At 62.7% G+C, this 24,770-nt stretch carries 24 protein-coding genes; 8 read left to right on the forward strand and 16 right to left on the reverse strand.

Annotated elements, in window-relative coordinates; genetic code table 11:
- Positions 1-23: 23 nt before the first annotated feature.
- The 4 genes from EAO27_RS18925 to EAO27_RS18940 all read right to left on the reverse strand — a co-directional run bounded on the left by EAO27_RS18925 (position 24) and on the right by EAO27_RS18940 (position 3,092).
- Positions 24-521: a hypothetical protein gene (locus EAO27_RS18925; RefSeq protein WP_242773560.1), complete on the reverse strand. Its 498-nt coding sequence runs from the start codon at positions 519-521 to the stop codon at positions 24-26.
- A gap of 150 nt (positions 522-671) precedes the next feature.
- Positions 672-2,015 (reverse strand): hypothetical protein, encoded by a 1,344-nt coding sequence (locus EAO27_RS18930; RefSeq protein ID WP_242773568.1) that lies wholly within the window; start codon positions 2,013-2,015, stop codon positions 672-674.
- Between the two features lie 28 nt (positions 2,016-2,043).
- Complete coding sequence (locus tag EAO27_RS18935) at positions 2,044-2,478, reverse strand: DUF1810 domain-containing protein (protein WP_242773571.1); 435 nt, start codon at positions 2,476-2,478, stop codon at positions 2,044-2,046.
- Entirely contained in the window at positions 2,475-3,092 is a 618-nt protein-coding gene (locus EAO27_RS18940) for an SOS response-associated peptidase (RefSeq protein ID WP_242773574.1), read from the reverse strand. The genes EAO27_RS18935 and EAO27_RS18940 overlap by 4 nt, the downstream gene beginning before the upstream one ends.
- A 55-nt stretch (positions 3,093-3,147) precedes the next feature.
- On the opposite strand from EAO27_RS18940, the gene EAO27_RS18945 reads away from it, so the two are divergent.
- Positions 3,148-3,660: an SOS response-associated peptidase family protein gene (locus EAO27_RS18945; protein WP_242773577.1), complete on the forward strand. Its 513-nt coding sequence runs from the start codon at positions 3,148-3,150 to the stop codon at positions 3,658-3,660.
- Between the two features lie 62 nt (positions 3,661-3,722).
- Positions 3,723-4,250, forward strand: a complete 528-nt coding sequence (locus tag EAO27_RS18950; protein ID WP_242773580.1) for an alpha-ketoglutarate-dependent dioxygenase AlkB — start codon at positions 3,723-3,725, stop codon at positions 4,248-4,250.
- A 197-nt stretch (positions 4,251-4,447) separates the two neighbouring features.
- On the opposite strand, the gene EAO27_RS18955 is transcribed toward EAO27_RS18950, so the two are convergent.
- Together EAO27_RS18955 and EAO27_RS18960 are read right to left on the reverse strand one after the other, a co-directional pair.
- Positions 4,448-5,713 (reverse strand): ATP-dependent helicase, encoded by a 1,266-nt coding sequence (locus EAO27_RS18955; RefSeq protein ID WP_242773583.1) that lies wholly within the window; start codon positions 5,711-5,713, stop codon positions 4,448-4,450.
- A complete protein-coding gene (locus EAO27_RS18960; protein WP_242773586.1) occupies positions 5,710-7,524 on the reverse strand; it encodes an AAA family ATPase in 1,815 nt (604 codons plus the stop codon). The genes EAO27_RS18955 and EAO27_RS18960 overlap by 4 nt, the downstream gene beginning before the upstream one ends.
- A gap of 315 nt (positions 7,525-7,839) precedes the next feature.
- On the opposite strand from EAO27_RS18960, the gene EAO27_RS18965 reads away from it, so the two are divergent.
- Positions 7,840-8,718: a hypothetical protein gene (locus tag EAO27_RS18965; protein WP_242773589.1), complete on the forward strand. Its 879-nt coding sequence runs from the start codon at positions 7,840-7,842 to the stop codon at positions 8,716-8,718.
- Here EAO27_RS18965 and EAO27_RS18970 read toward each other — a convergent pair.
- The 3 genes from EAO27_RS18970 to EAO27_RS18980 all read right to left on the reverse strand — a co-directional run bounded on the left by EAO27_RS18970 (position 8,715) and on the right by EAO27_RS18980 (position 11,180).
- Positions 8,715-9,329, reverse strand: a complete 615-nt coding sequence (locus EAO27_RS18970; RefSeq protein ID WP_242773592.1) for a hypothetical protein — start codon at positions 9,327-9,329, stop codon at positions 8,715-8,717. The genes EAO27_RS18965 and EAO27_RS18970 overlap by 4 nt on opposite strands.
- Before the next feature lie 521 nt (positions 9,330-9,850).
- Positions 9,851-10,780 (reverse strand): HEPN domain-containing protein, encoded by a 930-nt coding sequence (locus EAO27_RS18975; protein WP_242773595.1) that lies wholly within the window; start codon positions 10,778-10,780, stop codon positions 9,851-9,853.
- Positions 10,781-10,856: 76 nt separating this feature from the next.
- Positions 10,857-11,180 (reverse strand): DUF736 family protein, encoded by a 324-nt coding sequence (locus EAO27_RS18980; protein ID WP_242773598.1) that lies wholly within the window; start codon positions 11,178-11,180, stop codon positions 10,857-10,859.
- Between the two features lie 255 nt (positions 11,181-11,435).
- On the opposite strand from EAO27_RS18980, the gene EAO27_RS18985 reads away from it, so the two are divergent.
- Positions 11,436-12,155, forward strand: coding sequence for a thermonuclease family protein (locus tag EAO27_RS18985; protein WP_242773601.1), 720 nt, complete (start codon positions 11,436-11,438; stop codon positions 12,153-12,155).
- Positions 12,156-12,170: 15 nt separating this feature from the next.
- On the opposite strand, the gene EAO27_RS18990 is transcribed toward EAO27_RS18985, so the two are convergent.
- The gene (locus tag EAO27_RS18990; RefSeq protein ID WP_242773604.1) at positions 12,171-13,085 is read right to left on the reverse strand and encodes an Abi family protein; all 915 of its coding nucleotides are present in this window, start codon (positions 13,083-13,085) and stop codon (positions 12,171-12,173) included.
- 365 nt (positions 13,086-13,450) lie between these two features.
- Between EAO27_RS18990 and EAO27_RS18995 the strand changes: the two genes are divergently transcribed.
- The 4 genes from EAO27_RS18995 (at position 13,451) to EAO27_RS19010 (ending at position 20,068) form a co-directional block, all read left to right on the forward strand.
- Positions 13,451-14,146 (forward strand): sigma-70 family RNA polymerase sigma factor, encoded by a 696-nt coding sequence (locus EAO27_RS18995; RefSeq protein ID WP_242773607.1) that lies wholly within the window; start codon positions 13,451-13,453, stop codon positions 14,144-14,146.
- The gene (locus EAO27_RS19000; protein WP_242773621.1) at positions 14,143-15,096 is read left to right on the forward strand and encodes a FecR domain-containing protein; all 954 of its coding nucleotides are present in this window, start codon (positions 14,143-14,145) and stop codon (positions 15,094-15,096) included. Before EAO27_RS18995 ends, EAO27_RS19000 begins: the two co-directional genes overlap by 4 nt.
- Positions 15,097-15,167: 71 nt before the next feature.
- A complete protein-coding gene (locus EAO27_RS19005) occupies positions 15,168-18,104 on the forward strand; it encodes a TonB-dependent receptor (RefSeq protein ID WP_242773624.1) in 2,937 nt (978 codons plus the stop codon).
- The gene (locus tag EAO27_RS19010; protein WP_242773645.1) at positions 18,098-20,068 is read left to right on the forward strand and encodes an Atxe2 family lasso peptide isopeptidase; all 1,971 of its coding nucleotides are present in this window, start codon (positions 18,098-18,100) and stop codon (positions 20,066-20,068) included. Before EAO27_RS19005 ends, EAO27_RS19010 begins: the two co-directional genes overlap by 7 nt.
- Here EAO27_RS19010 and EAO27_RS19015 read toward each other — a convergent pair.
- From EAO27_RS19015 to EAO27_RS19040, 6 genes are all read right to left on the reverse strand, one after another.
- Positions 19,969-21,660 carry an asparagine synthetase B family protein gene (locus EAO27_RS19015; protein WP_242773648.1) on the reverse strand — a complete coding sequence of 564 codons (1,692 nt, stop codon included), beginning with the start codon at positions 21,658-21,660 and terminating at the stop codon, positions 19,969-19,971. The two genes, EAO27_RS19010 and EAO27_RS19015, sit on opposite strands and share 100 nt — an antisense overlap.
- Entirely contained in the window at positions 21,657-22,307 is a 651-nt protein-coding gene (locus tag EAO27_RS19020) for a lasso peptide biosynthesis B2 protein (RefSeq protein ID WP_242773651.1), read from the reverse strand. The genes EAO27_RS19015 and EAO27_RS19020 overlap by 4 nt, the downstream gene beginning before the upstream one ends.
- Before the next feature lie 56 nt (positions 22,308-22,363).
- The gene (locus tag EAO27_RS19025; RefSeq protein ID WP_242773654.1) at positions 22,364-22,486 is read right to left on the reverse strand and encodes a benenodin family lasso peptide; all 123 of its coding nucleotides are present in this window, start codon (positions 22,484-22,486) and stop codon (positions 22,364-22,366) included.
- A gap of 94 nt (positions 22,487-22,580) precedes the next feature.
- On the reverse strand, positions 22,581-23,204 hold the full coding sequence (locus EAO27_RS19030) for a GntR family transcriptional regulator (protein ID WP_242773663.1): 624 nt from the start codon (positions 23,202-23,204) through the stop codon (positions 22,581-22,583).
- A complete protein-coding gene (locus EAO27_RS19035; RefSeq protein WP_242780658.1) occupies positions 23,201-24,043 on the reverse strand; it encodes a phytanoyl-CoA dioxygenase family protein in 843 nt (280 codons plus the stop codon). Before EAO27_RS19035 ends, EAO27_RS19030 begins: the two co-directional genes overlap by 4 nt.
- Before the next feature lie 70 nt (positions 24,044-24,113).
- Positions 24,114-24,728, reverse strand: coding sequence for an acyl-homoserine-lactone synthase (locus EAO27_RS19040; protein WP_242773666.1), 615 nt, complete (start codon positions 24,726-24,728; stop codon positions 24,114-24,116).
- Positions 24,729-24,770 lie beyond the last annotated feature (42 nt).

Below are 24,770 nucleotides of genomic sequence, written 5' to 3' on the forward strand. Positions count from 1 at the left end.
CCGAAGCCACGGATTATGAAGGCTTATTCGAAGTCAAAACCCATTTCGGTAGCGGCCAGAGTTTCAAGAGCGAGAACTGCATCGGCAATCGCGGTCGTTGCCTGATGCGCTTTTTCAGGTGGATCGAGATTCGCTTCCTGCACAGCGTCCATGTCAGCGAGATAAGTTTCGTACCGCGCAATGAAAGCTTGGGACAGAATCAGCCGCTGCGCATGATAGGCGAAGCGTGCGGCCTGCATCTGCTCGATCATCTGCTTGCTGGCCCGCAGTTCATGTTCGCTTCCGTCGAAGCCGTGCGGATCCTCGTCATAGCCCTTGTCGATATAGGCAAGGATCGCGCGCGCCCGGTCAAGGCTGCCGATGATTCCCGTATAGGCCTCGCGGCGCAGGTCCCAAGATCGCTCGCGCCGGTACTTCCTTCGTTCGCCGAGTTGAACGAGCCAAGTTGTCAGCCCCGAAATCAGCCCGCCGACGACAACTCCGCCAAGGCCGATCCACGCAATATCGAGTTCCAGCGCCATGATCCCTCCCATCGGCACGTGCGACTGGCCCATACAGGTGCCGGGCCATTTCCTATCTCTGTAGCAGATCGACAGTCCGCTGGTCGCGCTCGCCGCAAATCCACCGTTCTAGAGCTGCGGAGAATAGTGACCGTCGGGGCGACTCGTTTGCTAGTCTTGAAGAGTCTCGTCGGCTGAAGCCAGCCCCGGCTCCGCAGGGTGGGCGATCGTGAAGCTCACGGAAAATTGGCCCGACGGACCAGGTTCGTCGCTCTCGATCCGGAAGATATATCCGTTCCATTCGAGCGAGACGCCATTCTCCTTCTCGTCGAGCGCACCGCGAAAGGCTGCAACGGCCTCCGGCCCGACGGCGCGGTGCATCAGCAGAGCTATGAGTTCGGCCAAACGTTGTTCGTCGCTTTCCTTATTTTCCGCCCCCCACATCCAAAGATCGAGCGTGAGAAGGGTAGCCCGCGCCTCGTCGCCTTCCACATAATAGGTCGCGTGATTCGCAAGCGGCGCGTCGCCGAATTTATGAACGGCGCTCGCGCGATACCGGTCGAAGTACCAGAGATAGGCAGGTAGAGCGAAGCCTTCGGACGCCAGAAATTCCATCGCCTCATAGGGCGACCAACCATCGGCGGGATCGACATATGGTCGCCGCACGGCGCGCTCCTGCTCGCGCCTTGCCTGAGCAATCGCTTGGACGACGCCTAACCGATCCGTTGGCCGGCGTTGCACGATGATATGCCGCCATCGCTTGAGGAGATCGAGATCGCCTCGAAATGCAAAGAAGGCGCGCTGCCGCGCAAAGCGCGCCAAGCCCTTATCGCGCAGAGCAAAAGAGATGTTCGCAAAGTTCCGATCGTAAACGATGAGGACCGAAACACCGTAGAGGAAGGGGAGAAAGAGGAGCGACAGCAAGATCGGGACAAGGAGTTCGCTGACATTCTGCCGCACGTCGAACTTCGGCCATTCGATGACAGTCGCATAAATGCTGTAGCCCAGCACAACGAGACCAACGATGAGAAGGAATGTTCCGAGACACCGCGCGGTCGGTGCGTGCGCCGCGTCGCGCTCGCTGACATGGTGGACGAGCGCCAGAAAGGTCATGATCGGAACGATCGCCAGTTCGACCGGAAGGCTGAAACTTTGAAGCCCCCCGATGAAGACCAGCAAGCCGGTCAAATCGAGCGTGCTTCTGATTGTTCGACCAAAATAGGTGCGGTCGTCGTCGATGCGATTCACATTGAAGAGCGTCGCAGGAACGAACGCCAGTGACCATGCGACCGTCGATTTGAGATTGTCAGACGTCCAGATGCCCCACCAGGACAGGAATGCCACGCAGGCCGCGACGTAGATTGTAGCCGCCGCGAAAATCATCAATATCGCACGATGGGCCATCGCCCTCAGCATCGCGCGAAACGCGGACCGGACGGGCGCATTGAAGAATAGCGCCGCGATCAGAATTCCGCTCCAGACCAGCGTCGCAATTTCGCGATTGTTGAACTCCATCCGTCCCCCTCGGTCTGGTGAGCAATGTTCAGCCGGGGTCCGGGACGGCCAGCAGCTTCATCGTGCGCTCATCGCGTTGCCCCCCGAACCAGCGATGAAGCGCCGCCGCCAACAGCGACGTGCCACCGGCAGCTTCGAACAGGGTCAGCGACGAGCGGAGCTTCATGGCATCGACGTCGCCGAATATGGCCACCGGGTCGCTGCCGGCCAGATCCTGCAGTGCCTCTACGCATTCGACATAGCGGGGGCCGAGAAGTGGATGCGCCAGATAGGCGCGCGCTTCGTCCGCATCCACGATGGCGTAACGCTGCGACATCGCGCTCCGCCCAAGCCCCGCGAGCTGCGGAAATATATACCACATCCAGTGCGAGCGCTTCCGGCCGCGCCGGATCTCGTCGAGGGCGCGCGGCCAGGCCTGCGCCTGTGCGTCGACGAAACGATCGAGGTCATAGTCTTCGGTCACAGCGCCAACGCGCCCTGCGCGGGCGGCTTGCCGAAGACCTGGGTCGGCTCGAGGCTCCTTTCGGGCAGCCATTTGAGGACATCGGATGCGGGGACGCGCGGGTCGAGCCATGCCGCCCATTGGTCGCGCGCAAGCGGGATGATCTGGCGATGATGGTAAAGCGCGACATCGGGACCGGCATCCATGGTGAGCAAGGTGAAGGCTTCGCCGCCGTCATACTCGCGCCAGATGCCGGCCATGCAGAACCAGCGATGCTCCTTCATTGTGAACAGCCACTTATCGAGGCGCTTCTGCGCCTTGTCGGCGGGATCGGTGAATTCGTAGAAGCCGTCACAGAGCACCAGACAGCGGTGCGATGTAAAATCACGCCCTTCCGAGCGGAAATTATAGACCGGCTTGCCGCTGGGCCCGGGCCAGCTCCACCGCCGGTTCACCAAGTCGCCCATGCCCCCCCCATCCGTGCTGCGGACGATCGGGGCCATATCGGTTATGCGGACATCTTCGCGCGCAGGGACGTTCGGCGCGCCCTCGGGCATGTCGATCCTGATCTTGAGGTCCTCGAAATCCTCGGTGATCGAGGCGATATCGACTTCCAGCCTGTAATCATTGCACATCCGCGGTCGTCCCCTGGCCCTTGCGACTCACTGTCGTTCCCATTATGTTCCGATCATGACGGCCACGCCAGCACCCTTTGATTCCGAGGCCCCGAGCGGCGGCGTGACGGCGCTTGTCCGCCGCAATCCCGACGATATGACCGAAGTCGAAATGGTCAATGCGGTGTGGGGTTCCGATCCGCGTTTCTCCGACGGCATCAATTATCGCTTCGTTCGCGCCGAAGGCCGCGCCTTCCCGAACCACCGCTGCCTGATCCCGGCGTCGGAGTTCCGCATGGGCACCGGCGACCATCGCTACCGGGTGACGCTCGATAGCGGCAATTTCTTCTATCTCGCCGCAGTCTGGGACCCGCCGCTCGCGGACTGGCCACTGTCCTACCGCATCCTCACGATTCCGGCCGGCGCCGATGTGATCCCCTATCAGTCGCGCCACGGCGTGATCATCGAGCGGCGCAATGTGATGCACTGGCTCGACGGAACACTCCCAAACGAAGAATTATTCGCGGAGCCGCCACGCCACACGCTGTTCGTCGAGCCGCTGCGAACGCAAGCCGCGCTCGCGCTGTGACACGCGCCGGCGCCGCGCGGGCGCCGCGCCAGGCTCCCCAAGCCGATCTATTCGGCCAAACCTTGCTTCCCGGCCTCGTCTATTGCGACGGTGTCATCACCGACGCGGAAGAGGCTGAGCTGATTGCCCGCATCGAAGCCGCGCGGCTCACCCCGTTCCAGTTCCAGCAATGGGAAGGCAAGAGGCTCACGCGCTCGTTCGGCTGGACCTATGATTTCCAGACCGGGCGCTTCGCGCCCGGCGACCCCATCCCGGACTGGATTGAACCGCTGCGTGCCCGCGCCGCACGCTTTGGCGGTCTCGATCCCCGCGCTTTGGAGCAAGTTCTGCTGATCGAATATGGTGCCGGCGCGGGGATCGGCTGGCACAAGGACCGGCCGGTGTTCGAGCATGTGATCGGCGTCTCGCTCGGCGCACCCGCGACGATGCGCTTCCGCCGGCGCCGGGGCGAACGGTTCGAGCGCGCGAGCGCCGGGCTCGCGCCGCGGTCGATCTATCATCTCGCCGGCGAGGTCCGCGACGAGTGGGAACATAGTATTGCGGCGATGGACCAGCCGCGCTGGTCAGTCACCTTCCGCGGCCTGCGCTGACCGGCGCCTTCAGATGCCAAGACGCGCCCGTAATTCGGAGGCGCTCAGCATTTTTCGCTTCTGCACGGTGGAGAAGCAGAGTGCTGCCAGCCCTGATGCGGGAGCGACGGTGGAACGCGGGCGCCTTGCGAATGTTTCGAAAGGCTAGAGAAGCCATCAAGGGTCTGACCAATACTGATGCCGATAGGTCGACAAGGTCAGGTGAAAGGTGGCCCGTTCAGGATATTTGGCGACTGGACAATGACATTGCACCATCGCTTGGCCCGCGTGACCGCGTTGTACAGCAGGCGTCGCTTTTGCTCAGCATCTCCCCCAACCTGATAAGGCCAGAATACGACTACACCGTCGAATTCGCGGTTCTTGGCTTGCTGGACGGTCATGGCCACGAAGTCGTGTGATTGCGAATGCCCGTGTTGGCGCTGAAACGTAACGCTTCGAGATATAACCCGTTCAACGTCGGCGCGGCTGAATGCGACACGGCCGCACGCATCGACCTGTTTCCTTACCCAGTGAACGGCCGCCCGTGCCGGTCCCGACGGTGGTAGCTCGCCAAGTGCTTGAAGAGTGGTGACTGCGTCAGCGACGTCGGGCAGGTTGAGAGCTGCAACGATAGATCCGGCCATTTCATGATCCGTTCCCTCCCAACGGATTGAAAAAGGACCATTTCCATGCTGTCCGATGGCCCCCTGTCCCACGCGGATCACGGCACGCTGGGCGTACCCGCCCTGAACGGCCGGCGTGATCACGGCAACGTCGTCGCCCTGTCGCCAAGCAATAGCGTTCGCGAGCATCGTTGCTGCCAGCGGGTCACCCGCACCGGTCAGAATTTTGAATCCTTGGCCATTTGCCGGAGCATTTCCCGCACGAATAGCTGTTGCGGCGGTCAATAAGCCGGGCCGGTTGGTTCGGTGAACATGGACCAGACCTTCTGGCTCGCAGACATTCCCCAGCCATGCGACAAAGGGGTTTGGTCGCAATGTTTGGTCGAGACATTGAAACTCGTCTGCGGCGGCGAGCAGTTCGACCGATTGCGATATGGCAACCAGCATTCGCAATCGTTCAGGCCCAAGGTCCTGACCCTCGTCGACCAATATGATCGGAAAGCTCGACGCAACCCATTTCGCGACCACGGGCTGTTCGAGTAGCGCGCCCGCCGTATCGCAGACCGCGTTGAACTGTTCCTCGGTGACAGGTGGAAGCCCCAGAGAGTTCGCCAGCCCGCGCCACCGACGAGAAATACGCCAAGCAAAGCCATCGATCGTAGTGCATTCACGTCTTCCGTCTAGACCGGGCACTGATCGCAAGCGATCAGACAGACGTCGGCGCGCGCCGTGCATGAATGTAAGTGCTAGAACGCGCTGTCCGTCAACAAGCGGTTTGGCTTCCAGCGTTTCCGCGAGCATGGCCATCAGCCGATGCGTCTTACCGCATCCGGCGCCGCCTTGGACGGCACGTACGGTCAAGGCTGGAATATCCTAATAGCCGGCGAGGCCGGATCCGCGGCGAAGCGCGGCGTCACTTCCCCCAATGCAATTGCTGCGATGGCATTCAGAAGTTCGCGCGCACGTGCGCGGCACGCATCGTTTGCACCGATCGCGTCGGCAATTTCCTCATAAGCCGAGCTGTCCTTTTTCAGCCCTCCGGTTGGACGGTTTTCCGATTTGAGCCGGGCGACCAAGCTCGGCACGTCAGCGGGCACCGGATCAAGTTGCATCGCCGCCAAACAGGCGTCGGCATCGGCCTCGACGATCCATCCAATCGCATCTTCGAGTGCGGCACCGTCGTGCCATCGATAAATAATACCCGAGTTTGGTGCATTATCCCCGACGAGAGCATTGGCGTAGCCAACTCCTTCAGCGTCTCCATCGACGAGCGCTATGACGCGCGGGTGAAGAGCGGAGATCGCAGACACCGTCGCACTGACCGCGCCATCGTGGGTCGGGATCACGCCGAAAAGAGAGTCGAAGCGACATTCCTGATCGTCGTCCCAGCCTTGCTTTAGATCGACGCTCCGAACGAGCAAGCCGAGCCACTCGAAATCGGTGCGCCCCTCAGGGACGAGCACGAAATCGTGCATAATCGCGCCGATCGTTTCCATGCGGTTCACTTGATACAGTTTCCGAATGCTGTTTGGCGTGTTCGGCGGCAAAGCTGAAGCAAGCAGCGGAACGGATGATAGAATGCCGTCATCATTCCTTAGGACCGAAACGCCGCAGGGATCGGCCAAGGCGGCCACCATGGGCGAATGCGTCGAAATGAAAGTCTGGCTGGACAACGCCTGAATTCGTCTCACGAGGCGTCTCTGCAGCGCCGGAGGCACATGAAGTTCAGGTTCTTCGAGCGCCATCCAAAAGCCCTCGCCTGCCTCGTCACGAAGGCGGCCGAACTGGAGCAGCAGCAGCAGGTGCTGAAGCGATAGCAAGCCGCTGCCATGCCGCTTTGCAGGTAGGGCCAGTGGCGCTCCGTTGTGCGCATAATGAGGCATTACCGCGTCGAGAAGTCCTTCGCTGTCGGTCGCCGTGACCCGGAGATGGAGAGTCGGAGCACTCCGAAAGAAACCGCGAAGCTCCTCGTCGAGACGCCCGACAATCGGTGCCAGGCGCTCATCCTGCTCAAGTCGGTCATCCGGCGTCCGCAACCGATCGCGCTCGGTGAGGACGGATTCCGAGGGCTGACCGCCCCCGGCTGCTATGACTTTGCGAAACAACTCCGAACCAAAGGAAATTGTTCGATCCCAAGTACGGCTCGCTGGCACAAGAAAGAAGCCCATCTCTCGAATGAGCCGGGCGGGAAAAAGGGTAGCAGCTTCCTCGACGAAGACATCACCCATGGCTTGGTCATCGTAGAAATAGCGGAGGGTTTCGACCTCTAGGCTGGGCCTATGGAATCGTGCTGAAAAAGCGACCTGACATGCAAGTTTCCAACTTAAATCGCCGCGCACAGGCGCCACATTCCCCGTCAATGGATCAAGCCATTTAACGACGCCGCGGTCGTCGCGGAACCAATCTAGGTGATGTGCGGGATCGTCGTCTTCAAACCCTGTGATCGTAGCCACCAGCCCTATCCGATCAGCTGCCGCCGGGTCGCTCCCATGGAAATCATGCTCGGTCAACTGGCGGACCATCCGCTCGCGTCCGAACAGCAACGCGAGCGCTTCGATGACAGTCGTTTTCCCACAGTTATTGGGGCCTACCAACACTGTGTGGTCAGTAAACCGAACGCAACCGTCGCTGATGCCGCGAAAATTGCTGATCTCCAGTTTAGAAATCTGCATGACCTCTTCCCCCTCCGGAACCAGATACTCGGAGCAGATTGCCTCCGAAGCAAGTACCGCCCGCAGGGCGCCAAATATAATCGCGCTCTTGGCGTGCCCGCAGCGGGGCGGCGTGCGATGCGCGTCAGTGCCTAGCCGCCGCTCCGCAAGGAACGCGAGCCGAGTGCGCCGCGCGGCCCAACATCAGCGCGACCCCTGGCCGAGCCCGCGAGGCCAGAGTGCGCCCAGCAGATCCCGCGCTCTTTAGAATGGCGTGGCGGATGACGGAAGCCAAGGCTATCGATCCGGCCGCTATGCTGCGCTATGCCGCACCCCATGCGGATCGTAGTCGACAGCAACCAGATGCAGAGCGAAGAGCTGCGCGGCCTCCTATCGGCCTCTGCCGACAATATGGCTGTCTTGACGGATTATGCGGCGATGGAGGCATTTGGGGGCGATAGCCTCCTCTCGATCCAGGCGTCATGGACCGTTCTTCGAGATTTTCCCCGCCAAATACTCGCCTTGAAGGGCACCCGAGCAGCTGCGCTCGTCGAACCGCGCACTCCGGGCATAGGCAAGCGTCTAGTGTCCAAGACCGAGACGAAGGCTATCGCAGACTTCTCCGGCCTGCTCGATCGCGCGGCGGCGGGAGATCGATCGGTTCAGTCTCAACTATTGAAACGAGGCAAATGGGCTGCCGATCATATGAAGTCGATGCTTGCCAAGGCCGGGGACATGCACCTTTCTATTTCAGAATTCAGTGCGCATTTCACCGATGCCGAACTGCAGCGAATGCGCAGAAACGAGCAATGGAAACCTGAGACTGGCACCAAATTTCTCGAGCTGGTTGACCGCCTGACCGCGAACTCCTTTGCGGCCCACCCCGACAAACCGAGGTGGCCGAACAACAAGAATCTCGTCGATCACTTCCTCTTCCGCCACACTTTGACCTATCTCGTCTACATGATGCGGCTTGTGCAGAAGGGCGCTGTGACACGGAAGGCCAAACATGCTCGCAACGATGCGGTAGACGTGATCTTCGCCACCTACGCAACATTCTTTAATGGCCTGCTGACGGCCGACGAAGAGGCTGGCGCTGTGCACTATTTGGCGCGCGGCATGCTTAATCAAATCGGTGCGCGTATGCCTGAGGACTTCATGGCGCCCTATCACCGTCAAGTCGCAATAGAGAAGGAGATTAGCGCCACAGGCTAAAGCTTGAGTGCACGTTTCCTTCGACCGCCAGCGATCTTTAATTTGGGCTTGGGTTTCGGTTCTGCTTCCTCCTCCTCGTCTGGAGGCAGAATCATGTTACCTTCATCATCAATGTCATCGAGATCGGTAGCGCCGATTTCGTTCATGCGAAACACGAGTGCACGATACTTGTCCTCGAACACATCACCCTTGAGATAGGCTCGCTTGATCACATGATAGGGATTGAGGAAAATGGCATATGAGAGATCCCCCAGCGGTCCTGATTTCACGTCAATGAAACCTAGGTCTGCCAGTCGCTTAACGCGGTCACGCCATGTCCTTCCCGCCCGCTGCCCGGAAAAACCTGCAAAGAAGGCCATTTCCTCGGGACGGTTCAGCGTAAGGAACATTTCATCATAGAGGCGGCACCACATTTCAAAGAAGGTCTGTCCGACTGGAAAGCCTTTCCCCGACATATCGTCCATGATGCTCATGATGAGCGGCATCGCGCGGGGCACCGTCGCAAAGCCGTCCCGCTCGGTGCGGTCCCAGAGCATCTGGTTCGTGATGTCTGGCCATATCTTAGCCCTCGCCTCCAGATGGCGAGCTAGGATGGTACGCGTCTTTGCCATAATCGCCTCATCAGAAAGGAAGGGGGCGGGGATGGAAGCCGCCCCCCGGGAATAGGTTTGAACCCCCACTCTCTTCGCTACGAAACCTCACGCCGCCCCGCATCACCAGTGGCGCTTTAGTGGTCCAGCCCGGATTTGGAGTCCGCGATAGCCCACTCGGTCTTCACGATGAGCACCTTATGCCACCGTCCGCGACAAATCTCAAGGTTTAACTGCGCCACAAAAATTAAGCCATCACGTACATATGTTAGCCTTTTTGATACCATGTCTGGTATTAAACAGGCCTTAATATGGCAAACTCAAATGTTGAGTTCGCATTTATGATTTAGCGCATCACCAGTTTTGCCCATAAAATAGGGAAAAATCAAGAAACTCCCGGTGACGCGGTGATGTGTGATGCGGTAGAGCTGGTGGTGCGGTGACGCGGTGGAGCGGGGGAATTCCTAAAGGGGGTCAACAACCGCCTACCGACCACCCTTAGACTTCGCCCTAGAGGCTGCCAACAACCAGCTAATCTGGCTTCAACTCGCGGCGGCGACTGTCGACTCAAGCGCAGCGATTCGTTCGGAACAAATGGCCTCCACTAGTTCAGCCAGTTCCCCGACGCGCTCGCCCAGCCACGACAGTTCTTCGTCCGATATCCGATAATGCTTCGAGTAACGAGCCTTGATGTAGGCTTCCTTCAGTTTCTCGAACCGTGATCGGTCGGCTTTCGCTTCCCTTGGCCAAGCGTGATACAGCCGTGGGTCAATGCGCTCCGCCTGAGTACGCAGAAACGTGAGATTGTGGACGTGCGGCGAGTAGAATGAGCAGACTAGCAGCGCGCAGTTATACAGACGTTCTGTAGCTTGATGCATGAGAAACGCCGCGTCTTTCAGCCGCCCTTCCCTTTGACTGAACCGAGCCGTAGAAAGCATTCCAGTTGCGGCCGGCAGCCACTCCTCGAAATATTCCCGCGCCATCTCCAGCGCAGCATGCGGCGTCTTCGGTTGCGGCTCCGGCAGTTCATCGTCGGCCGCCTGATAAATCGCGATCCCATCGCGCGCGACGTCCATGAAGAAATAGCGACCTTGCGATAGCCCGGCATTCACCTCGCCAGCGCTATGCACGATGAAATTCACCGGGGTGCGGAGCGTCTTCGTCACCGACAGCTCCCGGATCAGGCGATCGTCGAGCTTGGACCAATATTCGACGCGATCGGTCAGCCGATCGTCGTTGACGATAATCAGCAGATCATAATCCGACTGATAGCCCTTCGCGGTATGCGGCTCGTCGACCCAGCCGCCGCGTGCATAGCTACCGTAAAGAATGATCTTGGATATGCGCCCCTTGCGCTTCCAGTCCTGCGTCGCGAGCGCCAAGACATCCTCGAATTCTTCGAAGATGATCTGGACGATCCGTTCGAGCTCGCGCTGTTTGTGCGGGGGAAGATGATCAAGGCTGCTGCGCATTACGGTCACCCTAACAAGGTGGCGACACCCTTGCACGCCGAGATTGAACCAGCCGCAAGGATGCCGCCGACCGTGGTCAATCTGCCGGATTCCAGAGCAAGGCGTAGACGTCGGGATTGTCCTGCCCTGCTGCGCGGCCGAGATTGGCATAGATGCGCCGCGGTCCGAACTCGGGCGCTTCGAGGGTCAAGGATACATAGAGATTGCCCGACGCCTCGCTGCGGCGAAGCCAGCCGGCACCGCATTCGACACCGTTCGACCAGATGCGATAATCGGGCTGCACCTCGCCGTTCTTGCCCGGATTGGGGCGGATTTCGATGGGGACACGGATCGAGATTGTCGTGAGCTGGCCTACAAAACCCTTCTCGTTCGTTCCGCTGACAAGACCGATTGCGGCCATGATATTGCTCCTGCGAAGCCCGGAGCCATCCCCGGGGCACCGGCGGCCAGGGAATGGCGGCAGGCTCGTGCGCGCACCCGAAGGGCCGAAGCGGCAGCGGAGGACGGCGCCGCACCGGCTTTTTGCGCGCGAAGCGCTCGCGAGGAGGACGGGAACCCGGCCGGGGAAAAAGGCGGTGCGGCGCCGTTGCGCGCGCGGACGCGCCATTCATCTCGCCGGATCGGCACCGGCTGGCTCCGTGCGTGCAGGATTGCGATGGTCAGCAAGGATTTGCTCACGGGATCACGCTATGGAAAGGGCATGAGACCGACGATCATCGCCGCCCTGCTACTTTTCGCCGCTCCGGCCTTCGCGCAGGATATCAGCGGCCCGGCCCGCGCGGCCGACGGGGATTCGCTCAATCTCAGCGGAATATCGGTTCGGCTTTTCGGCGTCGATGCACCCGAACTGGGGCAGAGCTGCGAACGCGGCGGAGCCCCTTGGATATGCGGCAAGGAAGCCGCCTCGAAGCTCGCAAGCCTCGTCTCCGGTAAATCGGTCTTGTGTGAGCAGAAGGATGTCGACGATTATGGCCGGATCGTCGCAACGTGCCGGGCGGGTTCGGTCGACCTCGCCGGCGCGATGGTCGATGCGGGGCTCGCCGTTGCCCTGCCGCATTTCAGCGATCGTTATGCCGCCGCCGAGGCACGCGCCCGCGCAGCCGGCACGGGCATTTGGTCCGGCACGTTCCAGATGCCGGCGGACTACCGCGCAGCGCATCCGGGGCCGGGACGCCGAACGCCAAGTCTTTCGCGGGAGGCGGCGCCAACCCGTGCGCCGGTTCGCGCACCGGCGCCGACCGGGGTATATTTCCGCAATTGCAAGGAAGCCTGGGCCGCAGGTGCGGCCCCGCTGAGGCGAGGCCAACCCGGGTACCGGCCCGAAATGGACGGCGACGGCGACGGGATCGCGTGCGAGCCCTATCGCCGGCGTTAGCGCGTTACCACTGGTTCAGGGCAGCCAGAGCGGACGCTGCTGCCAGTTCGCCGGAAAGCCCATCGATCCGATGTCGCCCTCGGGATGGGTCGCAATATGAGCGGCCATGTCCGCAATCCAGGTCGAGTCCGGTGCGACGGTGCGGATGACATGACCGATCATGCAGATCGCATTGTAGAGCTTCGCCGGGGCCTGGGTCGCATTCTGGTCGATCGTCGCCTGAAGAGATTGCGGCTTCTGCGCGAGCTTGGGCGGCGCGAGGAAGCCGCGGTTCCAGAGACGGCCGTGATGCGCGCAGATGTTGCGGATGTCGGTCACATGGCGGACCAGCGGAACGAGGACCGTTTCGGGAAGGCCGAGCGGAGCCGCGATGCGGCTGCGCAGCGCGCGGTCGGCGAGGCTCGAGTACCAGCGCGACAGATGGCCGAACGACATCATTTCGGCGACCATCCAGACCGGCGGCAGCGCCGGCACGTCGTAGCTCTGCCGATAATGTTTGATGTAGGTTTCGTTCGAGCGCCCGACTTCGCCGGCGAGTTTCGAGAGGCGGAGATGATAGTCGGTCCGGTCGCTGTAGAGGCTGGCGTCCAGATAGCTGTGGCCGTCGCCGAGGTCGGCGAGGTGATAGGCCCAGCTTCCGCGCAGCGCGACTTCGACATGTTCGGTTCCGCGCATGAGCAGGCGCCGAAGCAGGCGGTCGAAATCATATAGCGCAGTGACGCGTTCGAACGTTGTGCCGGGAATAAAACGCGGCCCCGCCTGCCCCTTGGGATGTTCGAAATAGAGCCAGTATGCGCTCAAGCGATAATAGCTGACGTGGCGCAGCCACGCCTCTGCCGCGGGCTCATCTGCGATGTCCATCCCGTTGGCGCGGAGATGGGCAATTTGCTGTGCATAGGTGAGGGTGGGCTTGGTATAGGGTCGTGACATGCAGCATATTCATGCGTCAGCGGAGCCCAAAATAAAAGACCCGCCCAGTGTGCATATCCTTGCGGACAGAGGCCGGGCGGGTGCGATTGATGCCCACATAGGGTACAGAGGCGAACAAATCAATAACAAGCGTTGCAGCGCAGCACGAAATAGGACCGGCCGAGCGATCCGAAAACGGGAAATCTGATCTTGGCGCCTCGAGGTTCCGGGTAGCAAAAAAGACTCAATCTGGACCCAATTGCCCGACGCACCCTTGCCCTGACGTTACGTCGGGTTATGCTTGCAAGGCACCGGGCCAGAAGGCGCGCGGTGCCGGAACGTAAGAATTCCGCTCGGTCCTTTATGATATTCCCATCCGTTGCCGGGTGGCCGACGCGTATGTCCAAGCCTTCGGGCTAAAGGCGGCGGCGCATATTTTTTCCGAGTATGTTCTTACCACCCGGCATCCCGTCTTCCGGCCCGCCCTGAAGGCGATGGACATGGATTTCGAAGACGAACAGGCCCGCTCACAAGCCTTGAGCAGCGGCGACCCCGTGCCGCCGAGCGACTGGACGGGCTTCGGCCAGACCGCCAGAATGGAAGCGATATACAATGCGCATCAGCCTGCGCTTGCACGCTATCTGCGTCGCCGTGCGCCGAAGCAGGACCTTGGTGACCTCGTCCAGGAATGTTTTCGGCGCCTCGCGATGGCGAAGGGCCAGAAGCTGGCGCTGATCGAAAAGCCGGGCGCCTATCTCGTTAGCACCGCGCGCAATCTGCTTACCGACCGCGCGCGCGCCGACACGGCGCGCCAGACAGCGCAGCACCATAGTTTCGAGGATGAGGATATCGCAGGCCCCGACCCCCATGCCGCACTCGAAGCCCGCGACACGATGCGGCGGGTCGGAGAGGCGATCGAGAAATTAAAGCCCCAAACTGGTTCTATATTCGTGATGCATCGGTTCGACGGCATGAGCTATGAGGAAATCGCGAAAGCGAAAGGGATCAGCGTGAAGGGCGTCGAATGGCATATCGCGCAGGCGATGATCGCAATCCGCAAGGCACGGGCCGACACTAAGTGAGCGACCGCGACACGGAAGCGGACTATTGGTTCGCGCGCATACGCGCGCCCCATACGGCCGCAGACAAAGCCGAGTTCGAGGCATGGCGGGCCGATCCTGAAAATGCTGCGGCCTATGATTTGGCCGAAGAGAATTGGCTGCTGACAGCCGGCGTCGCGCCGGAGTATCTCGCCGCCCATCGCAAAGCTGCTGTTCCGCCCGCACCGGCAGCGAGGAACGGCCGCTGGGCGCTTGCCGCGGCGCTTATTCTTGCCGTGTCGCTCGCATTCGGCTGGGTGCTGATCGGCAATCGTGGCTCCGAGCCAGTCGTCGCCGGGAATGAAAGCGGCGAGCTGCGGCTCGAGGACGGCACGCGGGTCGCGCTGACGGATGGCGCGCGCATCGAGACGAAATTTTCGCCTGGCGAACGCCGCGTCATTCTTCGCGGCGGGCGCGCCCGGTTCAGTGTTGCCCATGATTCCGCCCGACCCTTTCGTGTGGAGGCCGACGGAAGCGAAACCACGGCCCTGGGCACGATCTTCGAGGTCGACCTGACGGGACCGCGGCCGATCGTCCATCTTGTCGAAGGTTCGGTCGAGGTTCGCGCCACCGCCAGGCCGGGCACCTCGCTTCGCCTCCGTCCCGGCCAGCGCGCCGCCGTCAAGAAGGATGCGCCCATGCTCATCGAGACCAAGCCCGCCGGCGGGACGACCACCATGGTCAATCCCGTCACCGAAAGCCGCGAGGCGAACCTTCTCGTGGCGGAAGGCTTGCCCCTCGGCGCTGTGATCGACCGCGCCAATCGTGTCGGCAATGCCAAAATCCGGCTCGCCGACACGGCGATCGGCGGGCGGCTCGTGAGCGGGCGCTTCGATGTTTCGGATGTACGATCGCTCGCACGCCAGCTTGCGATCGCGCTCGACCTCGACATGAAAGAGCAGGCGGGCGGCTATGTGCTGATGCCCAGATGACCAACTAGGAGTTTTTCACTCGCTTACGTCTTGCCCCCTCAGACGGCCATGCAGGCCGCTGGGAGGATGGGATGAACAAGAATTTTCTGGCCGCTTTTCTGGGCGCGGGATGCGCCGTCGGCGCGCCTTGTCCGGTCGCGGCGCAGGCGCAGACCGAGCAGCGCGACTATGACATTGCGGCCCAGCCGCTCGGCGATGCGCTTCGGGAATATTCGGAGGTCTCGGGGCGCCCGATCCTCTTCGCGACCGAGCTGGTCAAGGGGCGGCGGTCGACTTCGGTGCGCGGACGAATGTCATCGGATCGCGCGCTTTCGCGGCTGCTGACCGGATCGGGGCTGGTGCCGGAACTCGTCGATGGCGCGCTCGTGCTGCGGGCGGGAAACGCCGCTGCGCCAGCGAGCGCAGATTCGACTGAAGGATCCGGGGAAAGCACCATCATCGTCACGGGCACGAGGATCCGCGGAGCCGGTCCCACGGGCTCGCCCGTCCTGACACTCAGCCGCAGCGAGATCGAAAAGAGCGGCATGGGTTCGGTCCAGCAAGTGCTTCAGGCGCTGCCGCAGTCGTTCGGCGGCGGCCCGAACGAGACGACATTGGGTGCGACGACGCGCAACGGCTCGGGGACCGACGGCACCTATGCGTCAAGCATCAACCTTCGCGGCCTCGGGCCATCGTCGACATTGGTCCTGATCGACGGCGCCCGTCCGGCGCTCGGCGGCCTCGGCGGCGTCTTCGCGGACATTTCGCTGATCCCGCTGAGCGCAATCGAACGCGTGGAGGTCCTCACTGACGGCGCATCCGCCATCTATGGCGCCGATGCGGTGGCGGGCGTGGTGAACATCCGCCTGCGCAATCGCTTCGAAGGCGCCGAGACGAGTTTCCGGATCGGCACCGCCGACGGGGACATGGGCGAACGTCAGTTCGGCCAGATATTCGGAACGCGCTGGAACGGCGGTCATGTGACCCTCGCCTATCAATTCAGCGAGCGCGACGCGCTCGCCGCCGCGGACCGGCGCTTTGCGACCGAAGATCTTCGGCCGTTCGGCGGCCCCGACTATCGCTCGCTCTTCGCGGTTCCGGGGACGATTACCGCCGCAAATGGCCAGACCTTCGCCATCCCGCAGGGGCAGGACGGCACCGCGCTCACGCCCGCCGACCTGACGGCGGGCACGCGCAATCGAGGAGACCGGCGCGCGGCGAGCGATCTGCTCCCGCGCCAGCGCGTCCATAGCCTCTATCTCGCCGGCGAGCTCGATCTGACGGGCAGCCTCACGCTCCGCACCAGCGTCCTCGCTGCGCAGCGCAACTATCGCAAGGTCGCGCTCAATCAATATCTGAGCGCCGCACGCGTCCCCGTCACCAACCCCTTTTACGTCGATCCGATCGGGACGAACCAGCCGGTCACGGTCAACTATAATTTTGCCAATGACCTCGGCCCGCCGATCGACACAGGCCGCGTGCGGGGTATCAGCGCCGCGGCGGGTCTCGAGCAGACGTTCGGGCGTTGGCAGGTGCAGCTCGGCGGAGCCTATGGCCGGCAGAAGAGCCGGTCGGACAGCATCAATATCCCGAACCGGGCGCGTTTGACCGCTGCGCTAGCCGACACCAACCCGGCCACCGCGTTCAATATCTTCGGCAATGGCACGGCGAACAATCCCGCGACTATCGCGGCGATCCGCGGCAGCATCGGCTCGCGCGACGATTTCGAAAGCTGGTCGGCGGCGCTTCGCGCCGACGGGCCGCTGCTGCACTTGCCGGGCGGCGATATCAGGCTGGCGCTTGGCGCCGAATATCGCCGCGAGCGTTATTCCAATCTGACGATCAACGACCTCAGCCGCCTGGTCCCGAGCACGGCCCCGCTCACCGGCTTACCGGGTCCGCGCCATGTCCGCTCGGCCTATGTCGAATTGTTCGTGCCGCTGTTCGGCGAAGACAATGCGACGCCCGGATTTCATCGCCTCGACCTTTCGATTGCCGGGCGCGTGGAAGATTATAGCGACGTTGGCCGCACCACCAATCCAAAGATAGGAATCCGCTGGGAGCCACTGTCCGGATTCGCGCTGCGCGGCAGCTTCGGCACCTCTTTCCGCGCCCCGGCCTTCGACGAGCTGATCGGTCCGACCGTCTCGAACTATACGACGTTCCAGCTGCCCGATCCCACCTCGCCGACCGGCACCGCCAATGTCATCGGCTTGTTCGGCTATGGCCCCGGGATCAAACCCGAGCGCGCCACGACCTGGACCGCCGGCTTCGATATCGCGCCTGCCATGTTGCCGGGCTTCAAGGCTGCGATGACCTATTATGATGTCGACTATCGCGACCGCATCGGCTCGGTGACCGAAGATTATCTGCGCTTTCTGACGCGGCGCGATCTCTTCGGCGGAATTGTGAATGATAATCCCTCGTCCGAGCTCCTTGCCTATTATTTCGCCTTCCCGACCTTCACCAACCCGCTCGGGCTGGCGCCGGGCGACGTCGATGCGATCGTCGACGGCCAGGTGCGCAACCTCTCGTCGGTGCGCCAGACGGGGATCGATTTCGATATCGGCTATGCGCCGGAGCTGGCGGGCGGCACGATCGATCTCGGACTCGCCGGAAGTCATATCTTCCGGATCGACCGACGGCTCACGCCGGGAACGCCCGCGATCGATGTCGCGGGGACGTTCGCGAACCCTTCCAAATGGCGGCTTCGCGGGCGCGCCGGCTGGTCGAAGAATGGCTTCGCAGCGACTGCCTTCGTCAATTACATAAGCGGCTATCTCAATCCGATCCCGGCCGTCGCCGCGCGCGTGCCATCATGGACCACCGTCGACCTCAGCTTGTCGCAGCGCTTTGGCGGCGGCGAGAACGAACGCGGCCTGCAGCTTGCGATCAGTGCGCTCAACATCTTCGATCGCGGCCCACCCTATGTCGAGAGCCGCACCAACAATTCGGCGCTCGCCTATGATCCGGAGAAAGCGAGCCCCGTGGGACGATCGGTCGCGGTGCAGGCGACGATCCGATGGTGAAGAAGTTGGTCTGGGCGGCGCCCTTCCTTGCGGCCGCGTCGCCGGCGGTCGCCCAGACCAGCCCCCGCGAGCTTGTCGAGATGACCGATTTCTCGGGGCTCGCGGCCTCTCCCGACGGGCGCTGGCTGCTCTATCGCCGCGAGCGCCCGTCGACCGTGAGCGGGCGGATCGAGACTGGCTGGTATCTCGTCGCCGCCGATGGCGCATCGCCGCCGCGTCCTGTCGGCGATGGCGGGCCCGCGAGCTGGAACGGTACCGGCCTTGTCGAACCGGGTGCCGCGCGGTGGGCGCCCGACAGCGAGCACTTCTATATCCGGGCAACGATCGGCGGCGCCACCGGATTGTGGGAAGGCAGCCCCGACGGGGCTTTCGCGCCCTATGTGGTCGGCGACGCGGATGTCGAGCGCTTCGCGATCAGCGCGACAGGCACCCTCATTTACGAGACCGGGCCGTCGCGGGCTGCGATCGAACGCGCCGAGGAAGCGGAACGCGACAATGGCATATTGGTCGATGGGCGGGTCGACCTCGCCCAGACATTATTCCGCGGCGCGATGATTGCGGGCCGCCCGGCGAGCCAGCGGCTCAACGGCGACTGGTTCGACCGCGAAGCACTGCTGGCGAAGGTGCCGCGTCAAGTCCGGACGCGCCATCCGGCCACCGGTGATGACCGCCCCGCCACCGCCGATGAAAGCGAGATGCTGACGACTGCGCAACCGGCGTTGCCAGAGGCGGCGGAGCGTGCGGCTGCGGCGCAGGGCATCTGCATGAAGGCGGAACGCTGCGACAGCGGGAGCGGCGCTCGATTGTGGACGCATGTTGCGCTCGGCGACGGTCGGTTCGCCCTAACGACGCGCGACCGGCATATCCGCAACAATATCCTTGTCTGGGATCCCGCCACGGGGCTTCGACCGCTGATAACGACCGAGGGCCTACTCGGCGGCGGGGGTGAAAATACGCCCTGCGCTGGTACGCGCGAGGCGCTCTTCTGCGTGGCGGAAGATGCGGCGACGCCGCCGCACCTCTTGCGGATCGCACTGGCCGATGGCGCCACCCAAATTCTCGACAAGCCCAATGAGCTTCCCGACCGCGATGATCTTCTCACCGAGGCGATCGAGTGGCGGGTGGGCGGCAGCCGCGCGTCGGGCTGGCTCGTCCGTCCGAAGATCCCCGGGCGGCTGCCGCTCTTCATCACCTACTATCGCTGTGCGGGCTATTTGCGCGGCGGGCTCGGCAATGAGTGGCCGCTGCGCGCCCTAGCACGCAGCGGCATCGCCGCGCTGTGCATCAACCAGCTGCCGACGTCCAATGCGACCGGCGAGGCGCGTTACGATCTCGGGCTCGCCGCGGTGCGCGCCGCGATTGCCGAGCTCGATCGCCGCGGCGTCGCTGACCCGCAGCGGGTCGGCATGGGCGGCCTCAGCTTCGGGAGCGAAGTCGCGATGTGGACGGCGACGCACAGCAAGTTTCTGAAAGCGGTGTCGATTGCCTCGGTTCAGGCTGAACCCGCCTATTATTGGTTCAACGCAGGAATCGGCCGCGATTTCTTCCGCCAGAACCTACAACAGGTTTGGGGCCTGGGTCCGCCCGACACCGATCTTGCTGACTGGCGACGCCGCTCGCCATCGCTTCAGGTCGATCGGATCGACGCTCCGGTGTTGCTGCAACTCCCCGAGCAGGAGGCGCGGCAATCGCCCGAACTGCAGGCGCGGCTGACTGCCGCGGGCAAAGGCGAGCTGCATGTCTTTCCCTTCGCCCCTCATATAAAGGTCGAGCCGCGGCAAAAGCACGCAGTCTACCAGCGCAACCTCGACTGGTTTCGCTACTGGCTGCAGGGCCATATCGACCCCGATCCGGACAAGGCCGGTCAATATGCCCGCTGGGCGAGGCTCGCGGGCACGCGCCCGAAGCCTTCGACCGACGCGACCCACAGTTCGATATCGGCGAGCTCGAGCAACCGGAAATAGTCATAATCGCCCGCGAGGCGTTCGCGCGCGAGATAGGCTTCGATCCGCTCGCGATCGAGTAGCCCCTCGCGGGCGAGGCGCCCTTCAAGCAGGATCGGCCGTAGTCTGGCGCGCTGTTCCATGAACGCCTTGGCGCAAAGTGTCTCGAGCCGTCCCTTGTTGCGGCGCCAGACGACAAATTCGGGGAGGCGCGGCGCAAAGGCCGCGCGCGCCGCCGCGCGATCGTGACCGCCGGCGACCCACTGCCAGCCCGGGATCGAGAGGCAAAGCTCGACAACCGGTTGCGACAGCAGTGGGGCAACGACGTCGCGGCCATACCAGCGCCCCGGCCGGTCGAGAAAATCGAGGATGCGCTGGATCGACTGGACGTGGCGGATCTTGCCGGGGGGAATGCGCTCGCCCCCATGGTCCCAGATGTGCGGCAAGGGGGCGTCGGGCAATGCTGATCGACAACTATAGTCGTCGTCGCGCGGCCAGCCGGTAGCTGGTGGCCGGCGCCAATGGCGGAACACCGCGCGCGCCGCATGCCAGACGGTGACGTCGCACAGCCGGGCGCAATCGCGCAGCGCCGCGGCGGGCCGCCTGATTGGCTCGCGAGTCTTGAGCGCATCGATCACCGGAAGAATCGACCGGGTGATGGCGAAGACATTGTCGCCGCCGATCCCGGTGAAGATGCTGGCGCCCGGCAGCTGCGCCGTCGCGGCCCCGAGGGCCGCATCGATCCCGGCAAGCACACCGTAAGTCGCGGGGCGCGGCGACAAGAATCGCGGACCCGCGGCGAGATCGAGCTCGCTGTCGTCGTGAAGATATTCGGCAAGCGCGGCGCCGCAGCGCTCGGCAACGGCGCGGGCATAGCGACGTTCGTCACCGTCGGGGCTGGCAGTGGCAATCGTCGCGGCGGCGAAACCATGGTCCCCGGCAGCAAGCGCCGCGGCGACGATCGAGCTGTCGAGGCCGCCCGAAAGCTCGAGCATGATTTCCCGGCGCTCGTTCGCCCAGGCCGAGACGCATTTCCGGATGGTGATATCGAGCAGCGGCACCGCGTCACGGTAGTAGATTTGCTTGCCGGCATGCGGCCATGGCGACCAGATCGGTTTGACCTGCGTCACATGGCCATCGAAGGCGAGCCGCGTTCCCGGAAGCAATTCCTCTATACGCGCGAGGCCCGTTCGCGCGGTTCGGTGGTTGCTGTAGGCGAGAAGGTGGCGGAGGAAGTCGACGTCAACGCCGGTCTCGACATGGAGCCCCCGCAGAAGTTCGAGATGGGAGAAGAGCAGCAGCCCGCCGCCCGTGCGGCACCAATAGAGCGGCAGGCCGGTCAGCGGGGCGCGGCTGATCTCGGTCGGTCTTCCGGTCCCCGCGGAGAATGTGAGGAAACTGCCCCACTCGACGCTGAAGGACCCGTTCGAGAAATGATCGCCGAGAATGACGTTGGACGCCGGCGCGCGCGAGCGCTTCAGCCCAGCACCGGCATAGAGCGCGAGACCGTCAAGTTTGTCGATGCGGTCAAGACCATGATCGGCGGCGGCCTGGGCCACCGCGGCCTTGAGCCCCGGCGCCCCAACTATAGCGAGAATTCCACGGTCCATCATATGGCGAGCACCGGATGATAATTATGCGCCTCTTCGGCGGTTCCGGTCAGCACGGCCGAATGCGATTGCAGCCAGCAATGGGCCGCAAAGGGGCTGGAGCGGACACCGAAGATGAGGGTTGGGACAAAGCCGTTCCGAAGCGACAGCCGATAGAGCGCGAGTGCATCGACCAGACAGCGTGGGGGGACCGGAACCCATCGGCGCGCTTCGCCATAGACCGATGCCAGTGCGGCGAGCCCGATGTCGTCGGGGTCGCTTGGCCTTGCTCGCTTCGCCGCCGCAAATCCGTCGAGGGTCGTGGCAAGACGTCCGGGAAGAAGTGCCTGGCGCGCCCAATAGAGCGAATGCGCGGCGGCCGCGATGGATGCCAGACGATTTCGTGGGATGGGTGCAGCGGCGAGATCCATCGTCGGGACGTCGACATCGAGGGGGACGATCGCGGTGGCAGTTTCACTTCGCGCAAAGAGCCCGGTGTCGATCAGGCCTTCCATTGCCTCGCTGTCATTCGGCTCGCGGGCGCAGAGCCGCTCGAACGCCGCGCGCCGTTCGCCGCGGAGCTCGATATAGCGATCGCGCCGAACGTCGAGAAAGATGAGGTCGTCGCCGGCGTGGCAGAAGCCGACGCCCGGTGCCAATATCCATCCCATGCAATTCCCTCCTCGATCCGGGTGCCGGCGCAAGCGCCGACACCCGAACGAACGGTTCAGTCGAGGCTGATGCCGTTCTGCCGGTCCTTGCCGCCGATTTCGACGGGCGGGCCGAGGTCGCCGGCGGTTTCGGTGCTGACCGAGCCCAGTTCGACGATGTCATTGGTTTCGCGTGTCATGTCGCTACCTCCAAAAATGCCGCGGGATTGCGGCGGCATGATCTTACGCCTTTGTAAAAAATAGAATTTATGTGCTTTCCCGATCAGAAGAATATCATCCGATTGTTTGCGACCTGGGCCGAAGCTCGGCAGCGACCCTTCCGGCGCGAGCCACGCGTCGACGGTGAAAAGCCGCACTTTTCCTTCGTAGTTCGGCCCAGCGTTCGCGCAGAAAGGCCGTCTCCATCGAAGCGAGTTCCTCAGCGGCATTCGGGTCGGCGCGCGCCTCAGCAGCACGGAAAAACTCGCTTCGGTCGATCATATTGGCGATTGCGAAACGGATCTCGCGATTGTCGCCCAGGAGAGCGACGGCTCGGTACAGCCGCGCGACTCGTGCCGGATAGTCCTCGACTTCCATCGTCGGAAGCAATGCCGCGGTCTCGGATTGGCGAAGCGCCGGATCGCGAAGTGCGAGCCCGAGAAGTGCACCCGCCCAAATATAAAGATCGCAAAGATCGGACTCGGCGAAGATCGGCTGACGAAAACCCTCCTGATGCCAGCTATCGACAACGCGCTCTCCCGACAGGCGGTGAAGCGCTTCGCGCACGGGCGTTGGACTTGCCGCCAGCCGCTTTGCAAGGTGGAATGGGTCGAGCCGCGTACCGGGCGGATATGCTCCGCCGACTATCCTCGCCTTCAGGTCGAGATAGACCCGCTCCATGGTCGAGCCCGCGTTCATGCCGCTAGGTCCTCGCGACCCTCGCGTTGAGCCGCGACATAGTCCGCAAGCAGGGCGTCCTGGTCGGGACGAAGAGCATCGATGGCTGCCAGTGGTTCGGCCGGATATCCATCAAACAGCACCGAGGGGCATTGTCCTTCGAAATTCCCGAGATTGGGACGGTGCTGAGCATAGCCGGCGAGTGCGGCGAGATCGGGTGGGAACTCCTTTGCCACCTCGGGCGGATAGGCGAGCCACTGGTTTTCGTAAGGCTTGAGCCACCCAAGGCAGTAGCTGATAATGATCCCACGCCTGACATCCGTGCTGCGATTGCCGCCCGCGCCGTGCAGCGTCGATCCGAGAAAAACGATCGCATCGCCCGGGTCGGCCTCGGCGATAATCGGCGGTTCCTTTACCTCCTCGACGAGCGCTTCGACGCCATGGCTCCGGGGCCAGATGATCGTCGCACCATTTTTTTCGGTGAATGGCGTAAGCGGCCACATCACGTTGATGAGATATTCGACGTCGCCGAGCGCGCCCTGCCACATATCTTGATCGCGGTGCGGAAACTGCGGCAGCGCGCCGGGGTGAAGCTCGATTGCCTGGGAAAGGTTGAGCTGGATCCTATCGCACCAGTTGCCAAGCGCATGTTCGGCAAGATCGAGGATCGCCGGTCTCATGACCAGGTCGGCCATGTGCGGCGAACGCAGCAGAAGGCGTCCAAACCGCTTGGTGCGCTCGCCATAGAAGCCGCCCTCACAAAAGGGCGTTGCTGCATATCGAGGGCCAAGATCTTCGGCGACCCGGTCGATCAGCGAGACAGGGACTGCGTTCCTCAAAATGGCAAAGCCTTCATCCATCAGCTTGCGGGCAGCGGGTGACGGGGGCGTCGCGATGTCGAGCGCTGGATTGATGATCATCCCGGCCTCCTCATGCGGCGCGCGCGGACGATGCCGCGGTAGCATGGCTGACGATGCCCGCAGACGCGAGCTTCGCGACCGTCGAACTATCGATATCGATGCGCAGCGCCATGAGGGCCTGCCCGCGATGCAGGACCGCCTCGCCGAGCGGCCGGCAGTCCCATCCGAATGTCTGGATTTGGCGGAACCAGGGAAGCTCGGCGACGCCGGTGTAGGTCCGAATTCCATTCGCCAGAGCGAAGTCGGCGAGCCCCACCAGCAAGGCGTCGCGAGCAATCCTGCGTTGGCGCGCCCCAATTCCGGGCGACAGACAGAAGCGGGTAATCTCCAGCACATCAGGCCCTTGGGGAATGTCACCCGCGACAAGCCCCGGGAATAGACTGTCGAGGAGAGCGGGCCGGGTGGTCAGCAGGAGCCGCGCCGAGGCGAGATGATTGCCGGCCTCGTCGGTCGCGATCAGATATGTCGCATCGACGTCGTCGAAATGATCAAGCTCAAACCGCCCGGCCAGCGCCGGCAAATCCCATTTGAGAAGATCGATGAAAACGCGCTTGCGCGCTTCGAACATCGAGCGGAGCGCCTGATGCTCGCGCGTTCGGTTCTGATGGTCGATGATAAGCAACATGGATGCCTCCTTTCAAAGAGGCGATCCAATTGAACCGCTTTT

The organism is Sphingopyxis sp. YF1, from assembly GCF_022701295.1.
Classification (GTDB): Bacteria; Pseudomonadota; Alphaproteobacteria; order Sphingomonadales; family Sphingomonadaceae; genus Sphingopyxis.

Excerpts from the sequence above, each read along its gene's own strand:
- EAO27_RS19005 (WP_242773624.1), top strand. The coding sequence starts at position 15,168 with ATGAACAAGAATTTTCTGGCCGCTTTTCTGGGCGCGGGATGCGCCGTC.
- EAO27_RS18965 (WP_242773589.1), top strand. The coding sequence starts at position 7,840 with ATGCGGATCGTAGTCGACAGCAACCAGATGCAGAGCGAAGAGCTGCGC.
- EAO27_RS19035 (WP_242780658.1), bottom strand. The coding sequence starts at position 24,043 with ATGGATGAAGGCTTTGCCATTTTGAGGAACGCAGTCCCTGTCTCGCTG.
- EAO27_RS19025 (WP_242773654.1), bottom strand. The coding sequence starts at position 22,486 with ATGACACGCGAAACCAATGACATCGTCGAACTGGGCTCGGTCAGCACC.
- EAO27_RS19015 (WP_242773648.1), bottom strand. The coding sequence starts at position 21,660 with ATGATGGACCGTGGAATTCTCGCTATAGTTGGGGCGCCGGGGCTCAAG.
- EAO27_RS18970 (WP_242773592.1), bottom strand. The coding sequence starts at position 9,329 with ATGGCAAAGACGCGTACCATCCTAGCTCGCCATCTGGAGGCGAGGGCT.
- EAO27_RS18990 (WP_242773604.1), bottom strand. The coding sequence starts at position 13,085 with ATGTCACGACCCTATACCAAGCCCACCCTCACCTATGCACAGCAAATT.
- EAO27_RS18985 (WP_242773601.1), top strand. The coding sequence starts at position 11,436 with ATGGTCAGCAAGGATTTGCTCACGGGATCACGCTATGGAAAGGGCATG.
- EAO27_RS18960 (WP_242773586.1), bottom strand. The coding sequence starts at position 7,524 with ATGCAGATTTCTAAACTGGAGATCAGCAATTTTCGCGGCATCAGCGAC.
- EAO27_RS18980 (WP_242773598.1), bottom strand. The coding sequence starts at position 11,180 with ATGGCCGCAATCGGTCTTGTCAGCGGAACGAACGAGAAGGGTTTTGTA.
- EAO27_RS19020 (WP_242773651.1), bottom strand. The coding sequence starts at position 22,307 with ATGGGATGGATATTGGCACCGGGCGTCGGCTTCTGCCACGCCGGCGAC.
- EAO27_RS18930 (WP_242773568.1), bottom strand. The coding sequence starts at position 2,015 with ATGGAGTTCAACAATCGCGAAATTGCGACGCTGGTCTGGAGCGGAATT.
- EAO27_RS19040 (WP_242773666.1), bottom strand. The coding sequence starts at position 24,728 with ATGTTGCTTATCATCGACCATCAGAACCGAACGCGCGAGCATCAGGCG.
- EAO27_RS18925 (WP_242773560.1), bottom strand. The coding sequence starts at position 521 with ATGGCGCTGGAACTCGATATTGCGTGGATCGGCCTTGGCGGAGTTGTC.
- EAO27_RS19010 (WP_242773645.1), top strand. The coding sequence starts at position 18,098 with ATGGTGAAGAAGTTGGTCTGGGCGGCGCCCTTCCTTGCGGCCGCGTCG.
- EAO27_RS19030 (WP_242773663.1), bottom strand. The coding sequence starts at position 23,204 with ATGAACGCGGGCTCGACCATGGAGCGGGTCTATCTCGACCTGAAGGCG.
- EAO27_RS18945 (WP_242773577.1), top strand. The coding sequence starts at position 3,148 with ATGACGGCCACGCCAGCACCCTTTGATTCCGAGGCCCCGAGCGGCGGC.
- EAO27_RS18975 (WP_242773595.1), bottom strand. The coding sequence starts at position 10,780 with ATGCGCAGCAGCCTTGATCATCTTCCCCCGCACAAACAGCGCGAGCTC.
- EAO27_RS18940 (WP_242773574.1), bottom strand. The coding sequence starts at position 3,092 with ATGTGCAATGATTACAGGCTGGAAGTCGATATCGCCTCGATCACCGAG.